Here is a 10675-nt window from a genome sequence, read left to right as displayed (position 1 = left end):
GCCCAAACTTGCACCATCTGCCCAACAGCCCGGCACATCTCAGCCCGTCCGGCGATTGAGGACGAGGCGCGGAGCGCCGATTCGGCGGCGCCCCCGGCCCACGGCAACGGGACACCCACCCCGGGGTCCAGGGGCGGAGCCCCGGGATCGGAGAAGGGGCGGGACTGGGGCGCCCCGCGAGGGCTACGCCCCCGCCAGCTCCGCCCGCGCCGCGACGAACGCTTCCACCGCCCGGTCGACGTCCGCCGTCGAGTGTGCGGCCGACAGCTGCACCCGGATGCGGGCCTGCCCCTGGGGCACGACGGGGTAGGAGAAGCCGATGACGTACACGCCGCGCTCGAGGAGCAGCTCGGCCATGCGGCCGGCCACGGCGGCGTCGCCGATCATGACGGGGGCGATGGCGTGGTCGCCGGGCAGGATGTCGAAGCCCGCCTCGGTCATCCGGGACCGGAAGAGCGCGGTGTTCTCCGCGAGCCGCTCCCGCAGGTCACCGGCGGACTCCAGCAGGTCGAGCACCTTGAGGGAGGCGGCCGCGATCACCGGGGCGAGGGTGTTGGAGAAGAGGTAGGGGCGCGAGCGCTGGCGCAGCAGGGCGACGATCTCGGCGCGCGCGGCGACGTACCCGCCGGAGGCACCGCCGAGCGCCTTGCCGAGCGTGCCGGTGATGATGTCGACGCGGTCCATGACACCGTGCAGCTCGGGCGTGCCCCGGCCACCGGGGCCGACGAAGCCGACGGCGTGCGAGTCGTCGACCATCACCATCGCGTCGTAGCGCTCGGCGAGGTCGCAGATCTCGGCGAGCGGCGCGACGTACCCGTCCATGGAGAAGACGCCGTCGGTGACGACGAGCTTGCGCCGGGCGCCGCCCTCGGTGGCCTCCTTGAGCTGCTTCTCCAGGTCGGCCATGTCGCGGTTGGCGTACCGGAATCGGCGGGCCTTGGAGAGCCGGATGCCGTCGATGATGGAGGCGTGGTTGAGGGCGTCGGAGATGACCGCGTCGTCCGGGCCGAGGAGGGTCTCGAAGACGCCGCCGTTGGCGTCGAAGCAGGAGGAGTAGAGGATCGTGTCCTCCTGGCCGAGGAAGGAGGAGAGCCGGGCCTCCAGTTCCTTGTGCACCTCCTGGGTGCCGCAGATGAAGCGCACGGACGCCATGCCGTAGCCCCACCGGTCGAGCGCCTCGTGGGCGGCGGCGACGACCTCGGGGTGGTCGGCGAGGCCGAGGTAGTTGTTGGCGCAGAAGTTCAGTACGTCGCCGGGGCGGCCCCCCGCGGTGACGGAGACCGTCGCGGACTGCGGGGTGCCGATGACGCGCTCGGGCTTGTGCAGACCGGCGGCGCGGATCTCTTCGAGGTCGGCGGCGAGGGCGTCGCGTACGGAGTCGAACATCAGGGTGTCCTTCGGGAGTGCGGAGGGTGGGCGGAGCCGGGGCGCGGACGGTCCGGGCTCAGACGGTCCAGTCGAGGATGACCTTGCCACCGCGGCCGCTCGCCGCGTCGTCGAAGGCCTCCTGGAAGTCGCGGTACCCGTAGCGTCCGGTGATCACGGGCGCGAGGTCGAGGCCGCCTTCGAGCAGCACCGACATGGCGTACCAGGTCTCGAACATCTCGCGGCCGTAGATGCCCTTGATGGTGATCATCGAGGTGACGATGCGGGACCAGTCGACGGCGAACTCCTCGGCGGGCAGGCCGAGCATGGCGATCTTGCCGCCGTGGGTCATGTTGGCGACCATGTCGCGCATCGCGCGCGGGTTGCCTGACATCTCCAGGCCGACGTCGAAGCCCTCGCGCAGGCCGAGTTCGCGCTGGCCGTCGGCGATCGTCGACTCGGCGACGTTGAGGGCGAGGCTGACGCCGGTCTTGCGGGCGAGCTGCAGGCGCTCCTCGCTGACGTCGGTGATGACGACGTGGCGGGCGCCCGCGTGCCGGGCGACGGCGGCGGCCATCAGGCCGATCGGGCCCGCGCCGGTGATCAGTACGTCCTCGCCGACCAGCGGGAAGGACAGCGCGGTGTGCACGGCGTTGCCGAACGGGTCGAAGATCGCCGCGACGTCGAGGTCGACCTCGACGCGGTGCACCCACACGTTGGAGGCGGGCAGCGCGACGTACTCCGCGAACGCCCCGTCGCGCCCGACGCCGAGACCGACCGTCGCGCGGCACAGGTGGCGGCGCCCGGCCAGACAGTTGCGGCACTTGCCGCAGACCAGGTGGCCCTCGCCGCTGACCAGGTCCCCGGCCTTGATGTCGGCGACGTCGCGGCCGGTGGCGACGACCTCGCCGACGAACTCGTGGCCGACGACCAGCGGCGCCTTGATGGCCTGCTGTGCCCAGCCGTCCCAGGCCCGGATGTGCAGATCGGTGCCGCAGATCCCGGTGCGCAACACCTTGATCAGGACGTCGCCGGGACCCACCTCGGGCTCGGGGACGTCCATCAGCCGGAGACCCGGCTCTGCCTTCTCCTTGACCAGCGCTTTCACGCGTCGGCTCCTGTCGTACGTCTGGGGGGTGCCGGCGGCCCGTACAGCTCCTGTACATCCCGTACCGGTGACCCGCACCGGTCGCACACCGACGCACAGCAATCTTCCGTACCTCGCCGCACGGGTCCATCGAGGATTTCTTAAGCGCGTCCGCAGCTTTCCTTCAGACCGCAGGCGGACCGGGCGTTCCCGGGCCCGGACGGACTAGCGCGACTGCCCCCGATCGAAGTACGCGACCAGCTCCGGGTCGAGCTCCGGCACCGCGCGCGGCACACCGCCGTCCCGCAGCGACTGGGTGGCCCGCACCCCCGCCGCGACGGCCATCCGCGCGGCCACCGGCGAGGTGTCGGTGACGCCGCCGTCCCGCGCGAACCGCACGAACTCGTCGACGAGCAGCGGATCCGCCCCGCCGTGCCCTGCCTCGTCCTCGGCATCCGGCACCGGATACTCCGCGTCCCCCCGCTCCCGGTGCGCCGACCGCCCGCTGTTCCACACCTTCACCACGCCCCCGGGCCCGTCGCCGAAGTTCTCCAGGCGGCCCGCGTCGCCGATGACCGTGTAGTTGCGCCAGTAGTCCGGGGTGAAGTGGCACTGCTGGTAGGCGGCGAGAACCCCGTTGTCCAGGCGCATGTTGACCAGCGACACGTCCTCGACGTCGATCACGGGGTTGAGCGCGCGCTGGGTGTGCGGCGGCCAGTGGCCGTCCTCGGTGTACCAGTCGTCGGCCTTGGGCTCGCCCGGGGCGCGGCGGTGCGGGTTGTCGCCGTAGACCATGAGGTCGCCGAGCGCCTGCACCCGCTGGGCGTAGCCGCCCGCGAGCCAGTGCAGTACGTCGATGTCGTGGGCGGCCTTCTGGAGCAACAGGCCGGTGGTGTACCGCCGTTCGGCGTGCCAGTCCTTGAAGTACCAGTCGCCGCCGTAGCCCACGAAGTGGCGCACCCAGACCGTCTTGACCGTGCCGATCTCGCCGCGCGCCACGATGTCCCGCATCAGCCGGACCACCGGCATGTGGCGCATGTTGTGCCCGACATAGAGGCGGGTGCCGCTCTCGTACGCGGCGCGCAGGATCGCGTCGCACCCCTCGACGTCGATGGCGAGGGGCTTCTCCACGAACACGGGCTTGCCCGCGCGCAGCGCCTCACAGGCCAGTTCGGCGTGGGTGTGGTCGGGGGTGAGGATCACCAGGGCGTCGACGTCGGGGTCCTCGGTGACCTTGCGGTGGTCGGCGGCCACGCGGGCGCCGGGGAAGGCGAGGGCGGCCGCGGTGCGGGCGGCGGGGTCGTGGTCGGCGAGCGCGGTGACGCGGGAGCCCGCGCCGGGCCGGTGGGCGGTGCGGGCGAGGGAGCCGCGCAGCCCGTAGCCGAGGACGCCGAGTCGGAGGTCGGTCATGGGGGTGCCTTTCGGGTGCGTAGATGCCGTACAGAGCCGTTCGGAGCCGCCGAAGCCATCGAAGCCGTCGAAGCCGTCGAGTAGAAAACGCTTACCGTCGAGTCAGTGCGCCATTCACAGTCACCCCCTTGCACTTCTACCCCCACAACCTCTGGTGTACAGCCTCGCCGCAGTACACGCTTACTGTCCACGGCGTATTGCACACTCCGCCCCTCCGACCCGAGGATCCCCGCCATGACTCCGCCCCACCTCGCGCTCCCGCCCGCCGACCGGGTCCGCTCGCCGCTCACCGGCTGGACCCGCGCGCACTGGGAGGCGCTCGCCGACCGGCAGCTCCAGGCGCTGGTGCCGTACGCCACGCCACGGTTCGCGCAGTACCGCCTGCCGGGGCGCGGGAGTTGGTCGGGGGTGGTGTCGGACGGGCTCGAAGGCTTCGCGCGGTCCTTCCTGCTCGCCTCCTTCCGGATCGCGGGGGCGGGTGGCGACGTGGACCCCGCCCTGGTGGAGCGCTACGCCCTGGGTCTGACGGCGGGCACGGACCGTGGCGCCGGGGCGGGCGGCGAGGCCTGGCCCGAACTCACCGACTGCTCCCAGCAGATGGTGGAGGCCGCGTCGATCGCCGTCGCCCTGCACGAGACCCGGCCGTGGATCTGGGACCGGCTCGACACCGGGGTGCGAGAGCGCGTCGTCGACTGGCTCTCGGGCTTCGTCGGCGCCCGCACCTGGGACAACAACTGGCGCCTCTTCCAGGTCGTGGCCGAGCAGTTCCTCGCCTCCGTGGGCGCCCCGCACCGGCAGGCCGACATCGACGGCGGCCTCGACCGCATCGAGGACTGGTACCGGGGCGACGGCTGGTACAGCGACGGCGACGGCCGCAACTTCGACTACTACGTCGGCTGGGCCCTGCACCTGTACCCCCTGCTGTGGGCACGGATGGCGGGCCCGGGCCAGGACGGCGGCCGGGGCGTTGTGTACCGCGAACGACTCGCCCAATTCCTCACCACGTACCCGCACTTCTTCGGCGCCGACGGCGCGCCCGTGCACCAGGGCCGCTCCCTCACCTACCGCTTCGCCGCGACCGCGCCCGTGTGGCTGGGCGCCCTCGCGGACTGCTCGCCGCTCGCGCCGGGACTGACCCGCCGCCTCGCCTCCGGCACGGCCCGGCACTTCGTGGAGCGCGGCGTCCCGGACGAGCGGGGCCTGCTCCCGCTCGGCTGGTACGGCACCCATCTGCCGTCCACGCAGGCCTACTCGGGACCGGCGTCACCGTACTGGGCGAGCAAGGGCTTCCTCGGCCTGCTCCTTCCCGCCGACCACCCGGTGTGGACCGACCGTGAACTCCCGCTGCCCGTCGAGGAGTCCGACCAGCACACGGCGCTGCCCCGCCCCGGCTGGCTGCTGCACGGCACCCGCCACGACGGCATCGTCCGCCTGGTCAACCACGGCAGCGACCACAACGCGCTGGAGGGACCGGCCACCGACGACCCGCACTACGCCAAGTTCGGCTACTCCACGGCGACGGCCCCCGAGACCGCCCCGCGCGCCTGGGAGCGTGCCGTGGACGGCCACCTCGCGCTGCTCGCCCCGGACGGCACCGCCTCGCGCCGCCGCCGCATCCACCCGCTGGCCTGCGCGGGCCGCATCGCCTCGTCCCGCCACGACGCCCGCTTCCCCGGCACCGAGGACACGTACCCGATCCTCACCACCAGCGCCCTGTACGGACCGTGGGAGATCCGCGCCCACCGGGTGCGGGCGCCCGCGGGCGCGGCGGTCCGTGAGGGCGGGTACGCGGTGGCGGACGGGACGCCGCCGCACGTCGAGCACGGGCCGGGGTGGGCGCTCGCCCGCACGGAGGCGGGGCTGACGAGCGCGGTGGTGGGACTGCACGGGTGGGGCGCCGAGCCGGGCGCGGCGGGCGCCGACGGTGGGGCGGATTCCTGTGGTGCGGCGGGTCGCGAGGGTGCGGCGGGCACGGTCCGGGAGGTCGAGACCAACGCCTACGGTCCCCATTCGGCCACCCCGTACCTGATGTCCCGTGCTCATCCGGGCGGTGCGAGCGTGCACGTCACGCTGATCGTCCTCAGCCGGGACGACGTGCGGCCGCGGGCCCTCAAGGAGGCGATCGGCTGCGTGGTGCGCGGCGACACGGTGCGGATCACGTTCCCCGACGGCGAGGAGCTGGTGCTCTGAGGAACTCGGGCGTCGAGGCGCCGCCGTCGGCGCCGGACGGTCACAGGGGGGCGTCCACGTCCCCGCCGTCCTCGCGCCGCTGAATGCGTTCGGCCAGCTCGGCCGCCATGGCCTTGATCGTGTCGAGCCCGGCGCGCCCCCACGGCCGCGGTCGCACGTCCGCGACGCACACGGTGCCGAGGACGAGGCCGGTCCGGTCGGCGAGCGGCGCGCCCAGGTAGGACTGGATGCCGATCTCGTCGACGACGGGATTGCCCGCGAACCGCGGGTAGTCGCCGACGTCTTCGAGGACCAGGGCCCGGCCGCGCACCACGACGTGCGGGCAGTAGCCGCGCTCGCGGCCCGCCCGGCGTCCGAAGGATCCGGTCGGGGGCTCGGCCGCGTCGGGGTGCGGCTCGACGGCCTCGGGCAAGTGCAGCCCGGCGAAGAACTGCTGTTCCTCGTGGATGAAGGTGACCATCGCGTAGGGCGCGTCCATGATCCGCGCGAGCCGGTCCGCGAACGCGTCGAGGCCGGGCTCGGACCGCTCCCCCAGGCCCAGCTCCCGCAGCCGCCGCACCCGCGCGGGCGCCTCCTTGTCGACCGGGGTCAGCAGCAGCCGACCGGTCGCTTCGTACGTCATCGGCGTGCTCCAGGGATCATGTCGTGCGGGCTCCGAAGGTGGGCGCGGCGGGTGCGTGGGCGAGCAGATGGCGTACGAGCGTGAGGAGCGTCTGGATGCCGGAACTGGAGATGCGGGCGTCGCAGCGGACGACCGGCACCTGCGGGTCGAGGTCGATGGCGGCGCGCACCTCCTCGGGCTCGTAGCGGTGGGCGCCGTCGAACTCGTTGATGGCGACGATGAATCCCATGCCGCGCTGTTCGAAGAAGTCGACGGCGGCGAAGCAGTCCTCCAGGCGGCGGGTGTCCGCGAGGACGACCGCGCCGAGCGCCCCCTCGGACAGCTCGTCCCACATGAACCAGAACCGCTCCTGGCCGGGCGTGCCGAACAGGTAGAGCACGTGCGCCGGGTCGAGGGTGATCCGCCCGAAGTCCATGGCGACGGTCGTCGTGGTCTTGTGTTCCACGCCCGCGAGGTCGTCGGTGCCCTCGCTGACCGTCGTGAGCAACTCCTCGGTGCTCAAGGGCGCGATCTCGCTGACCGCGCCCACGAAGGTCGTCTTGCCGACCCCGAACCCGCCCGCCACGAGGATCTTCAGCGCGGTGGGGAAGGCGTCAGAGCTGTCGTCGTAGTCCATCGAGCACTGCCTCCAACAGGGACCGGTCAGTCGGGTTGTGGTAGAAGTCCGGGGCTCTCGTGGTGATAGCCCCGCAGTCGACGAGGTCGGACAGGATCACCTTGGTGACCACCGCGGGCAGCTTCAGCTGGGCGGCGATCTCCGCGACCGACGTGGGTGCCTCGCACAGGCCGAGCGCGAGGGCGTGCTCGGGGCCCAGATAGCCGGACGGGACGGTGCCGGTCGTCCGCACCTGGGACAGCAGGTCGAGCTGCGCCGTCGGTCTGGTGCGCCCGCCGCTGACCGTGTAGGGGCGGATGAGCCGCCCCGCGGCGTCGTCGAGCCACGGCCCGTCGTGCGGGGCCCCCACGCTCAGTGCCTCATCGACGCGGGCTCGACCGCGGGCTGCCGGGGCGCTGTGACCAGGTAGGGGCGCACGCTCTTCACGAGCATCGCCATCTCGTACCCCAGCACCGCCGCGTCCGCGTCCCGCCCGGCGAGCACGGCCAGACAGGTGCCCGAGCCCGCCGTGGACACGAAGAGCAGCGTGGAGTCCAGCTCCACGACCACCTGCCGTACGTCCCCGCCGTCCCCGAACCGGACGCCCGCGCTGCGCCCCAGGGAGTAGAGCCCTGAGGCCAGCGCGGCCATGTGGTCGGCGCTGTCCGGGTCGAGGCCATGGACCGACTTCACCAGTCCGTCGCAGGAGAGCAGGACGGCGCTGTGGGTGTGCGGCACACGCTGCACGAGGCCGCTCATCAGCCAGTCGAGATCGGATACCTGGCCGGTCGGCGCATCGCTCGCCATGGTGGATCGACTCCTTGAGGTACGGGGGTTCTCGAAGTTCTCGAGGTCTGCCGGGGCAGACGGGGTGGGGGTGGTGCGGGCGGACACCCTGCTCGGCGCGGCGGGCACGTCCGGGGCGACCGGCGCGGCTCGTGCCTCCGGTGCGCCCGGTGCCCTCGGTGCGACCGGCGCGACCGGCGCGGTCAGCCGCCCTGGTCAACGCGGCCTGCTCGGTCGCCGCGGTCGGCGGTGGCGGTGGGGCCGGGCCCGGGGTTCGTCCCGGCCGCGCCGTCCCGGGGCAGGTCGCGGGCCTCGGCGGCCTGGGCGAGGCCGATGCCGCGCTGGAAGGCGGCCATCAGGCCGGGGTCGTGACCGACGTGTTCGTCGTCCGCGCGGGGGGCCCTGGCGTCGCGCAACTGGGGTGCCAGGTGTTCCTGGGCGCGGCGCTTGGGCAACTGCGGTCTGCCGACCCGGCCGCGGACCGCGCCGTTGCGGGGCAGCGGCGGGGTGGCGGTGTGCTCGATGGCGCTCTGCCGGTCCTCGGGGCGGATTCCCGGTACGGCCTCGGCGGGGGTGGGCCGGTCGCCGCGGGGGCCCCGGACGGGCAGAGGGGCGGGCTGGGTGGTGGTTTCGGGGCCGGTGGGGCCCATGGTGCCCGGGTGCCCGTGCTGCGGGGTGGAGGGCGTGGGGGGCGTGGGGGTTGAGGGCGCGCCGATCCCCTGGATGCCGAGGGGGTCGTGGGAGTGGTGGGGATGGTGGGGGGCGAGGGATTCCTGGGGGGTGTGGGTTTCTCGGGGGGTGTGGGGTTCTTGGTACGGGGATGAGTGCGGCTGTGCGTGCGGGGTGTGGCGCTGGGCGGAGTGGCGGGGCTGGGCGGAGTGGCGGGGGCGAGGGGTGGTCGTCGCCGGGTCCCCGGCAAGGCCGGTGCCGGGTGCGGAGGGCTTGGCGGTGGCTCGGGCCGGGGCCGCTCCCGGGTGGGCCGAGGAGGCCTGCCGGGGCCCCGGGACGAGGCCGCTGGCGCCGCCGCTCGCCCCGGCGCCACCCACGCCGACCGTGCCACCTGTGGCACCCGTGGCACCCGTGCCCCCGCCGCCTCGGGCAGCCGACGGCGCCTCGTCCTGCTCGGCGCCGAGGAGACCCTGCGGCACGATCAGGACGGCTTGCACACCGCCGTAGATGTTGGTCTGGAGGCGCACCGCGATGCCGTGTCTACGGGCGAGCGCGGCGACCACGAAGAGCCCGATGCGCCCGTCCTGGAGCAGGCTGGCGACGTTGACCTGGTCGGGGTCGGCGAGCAGTTGGTTCATCCGGGCCTGTTCGGCGAGCGGCATGCCGAGGCCGCGGTCCTCGACCTCGACGGCGAGCCCGGCGGTCACGAGGTTGGCGCGCAGCAGGACTTGGGTGTGCGGGGCGGAGAACACGGTGGCGTTCTCGACGAGTTCGGCGAGCAGGTGGATGACGTCGGCGACGGCGTGCCCGCGCAGGGTGCCGTCGATCGGCGGCACCAGCTTGACCCGGGAGTACTGCTCTACCTCGGCGATCGAGGACCGCAGCACCTCCGTCATGGTCACCGGCCTGCTCCACTGGCGCCGGGACATGGCGCCGCCGAGCACGGCCAGGTTCTCCGCGTGCCGCCGGATGCGAGTGGCCAGGTGGTCGATGTGGAAGAGGCCCTTGAGGAGTTCGGGGTCCTCGACGGTGTTCTCCAGGTCGTCCAGGAGCGAGATCTCGCGGTGCACGAGGGACTGGAGCCGCCGGGCGAGATTGACGAAGACCTCGACCTTCTGCTCGCTGCCCGCCTGGCTGGAGAGCTGTGCCGCCTGCACGACGGCGGTGACGGCGCCGTCGTGCGCGCGGGACAGCTCCTCGGCGAGCGGGGCGAACTCGTCCCCCGCGGCCACGGGCCGCGGGGTCTGCTGCCCGGGCGCGGGCGGCGCGTCGCCCCGGCGCAGTTGTTCGACGAGTTCGCGCAGGTCGGCCTGGCCGCGCGCGGAGGCGCGGCGGAGCGCGCCGACGCGGTCGCGCACGGACCGCGCGGCCCGCTCGGCGGCGATCGCGGCGATCACGACGCTGGCGAGGCCGAGCAGCACGGCGGCGCCGAGCACGGCGATCAGGGGCGGCCGTGGCGGGGCCTCGGCCTCCCGGATCAGATAGAGCACGGCGGCGCTGCCGCACAGGCCGACCGCGACGGCGGGCAGCACGGCGATGCGCAGGAGCTGGGGCCGTATGCGCGCCTCGGGCAGGGGCGGCGCGGCGCGGCTCCCGGACCTGCCGTGCCGCCCGCTCTCCCGGCGGTCTGCGCGTGCTGCCGGTGCGCGAAGGTGAGACATCTGCGTCCTCGGTACGTGCGGACGACACGCCACGGCGGTCCGCCGCGGCACCTCGTCGATGGCATCGCGATGCCGGCCGGCAGGCCGTGATGTGATCCCTGCGTCGCCCGACGGCCACACACGGTAGTCGTCACCGCATCAAGTGCGGTGGGCAGTTGACAAACTCCGGCGGCAGGGGTCCCGCTCTGGTATGACGCGTCGCACGACTGCGCGAAAACGCTCGTACGGGTGCGCGAGGAACGGCACGGATGTCCACTCCGAGGGGGCGGGGCCCGGAGCGCGGGCCCGCA

At 73.5% G+C, this 10675-nt stretch carries 9 protein-coding genes; 1 reads left to right on the top strand and 8 read right to left on the bottom strand.

What is annotated here, in order from left to right; genetic code table 11:
• Window positions 1-183: 183 nt before the first annotated feature.
• The 3 genes from ACFVHO_RS34870 to ACFVHO_RS34860 form a co-directional block, all read right to left on the bottom strand.
• Window positions 184-1386 carry a glycine C-acetyltransferase gene (locus ACFVHO_RS34870; RefSeq protein ID WP_385723759.1) on the bottom strand — a complete coding sequence of 401 codons (1203 nt, stop codon included), beginning with the start codon at window positions 1384-1386 and terminating at the stop codon, window positions 184-186.
• A gap of 58 nt (window positions 1387-1444) precedes the next feature.
• Entirely contained in the window at window positions 1445-2473 is a 1029-nt protein-coding gene (tdh, locus tag ACFVHO_RS34865) for an L-threonine 3-dehydrogenase (protein ID WP_385723757.1), read from the bottom strand.
• A 204-nt stretch (window positions 2474-2677) separates the two neighbouring features.
• Complete coding sequence (locus ACFVHO_RS34860) at window positions 2678-3862, bottom strand: Gfo/Idh/MocA family protein (RefSeq protein ID WP_385723755.1); 1185 nt, start codon at window positions 3860-3862, stop codon at window positions 2678-2680.
• A gap of 234 nt (window positions 3863-4096) precedes the next feature.
• Between ACFVHO_RS34860 and ACFVHO_RS34855 the strand changes: the two genes are divergently transcribed.
• Window positions 4097-6052 carry a DUF2264 domain-containing protein gene (locus ACFVHO_RS34855; RefSeq protein ID WP_385723752.1) on the top strand — a complete coding sequence of 652 codons (1956 nt, stop codon included), beginning with the start codon at window positions 4097-4099 and terminating at the stop codon, window positions 6050-6052.
• 40 nt (window positions 6053-6092) lie between these two features.
• Here ACFVHO_RS34855 and ACFVHO_RS34850 read toward each other — a convergent pair whose 3' ends face one another.
• From ACFVHO_RS34850 to ACFVHO_RS34830, 5 genes are all read right to left on the bottom strand, one after another.
• Window positions 6093-6674: a GAF domain-containing protein gene (locus ACFVHO_RS34850; protein ID WP_385723749.1), complete on the bottom strand. Its 582-nt coding sequence runs from the start codon at window positions 6672-6674 to the stop codon at window positions 6093-6095.
• A 16-nt stretch (window positions 6675-6690) separates the two neighbouring features.
• The gene (locus tag ACFVHO_RS34845) at window positions 6691-7290 is read right to left on the bottom strand and encodes an ATP/GTP-binding protein (RefSeq protein ID WP_030357053.1); all 600 of its coding nucleotides are present in this window, start codon (window positions 7288-7290) and stop codon (window positions 6691-6693) included.
• On the bottom strand, window positions 7268-7639 hold the full coding sequence (locus tag ACFVHO_RS34840) for a DUF742 domain-containing protein (RefSeq protein WP_030357052.1): 372 nt from the start codon (window positions 7637-7639) through the stop codon (window positions 7268-7270). The genes ACFVHO_RS34845 and ACFVHO_RS34840 overlap by 23 nt, the downstream gene beginning before the upstream one ends.
• Window positions 7640-7641: 2 nt before the next feature.
• Window positions 7642-8076, bottom strand: a complete 435-nt coding sequence (locus ACFVHO_RS34835; RefSeq protein WP_030357202.1) for a roadblock/LC7 domain-containing protein — start codon at window positions 8074-8076, stop codon at window positions 7642-7644.
• A gap of 182 nt (window positions 8077-8258) precedes the next feature.
• Window positions 8259-10385, bottom strand: a complete 2127-nt coding sequence (locus tag ACFVHO_RS34830) for an ATP-binding protein (protein ID WP_385723745.1) — start codon at window positions 10383-10385, stop codon at window positions 8259-8261.
• Window positions 10386-10675: the final 290 nt, after the last annotated feature.

The sequence above is a fragment of the Streptomyces sp. NPDC127108 genome (assembly GCF_042677545.1).
Classification (GTDB): Bacteria; Actinomycetota; Actinomycetes; order Streptomycetales; family Streptomycetaceae; genus Streptomyces.
The sequence above is the reverse complement of the archived record's forward strand: the minus strand, read 5'-3'. Positions and strand labels throughout refer to the sequence as shown.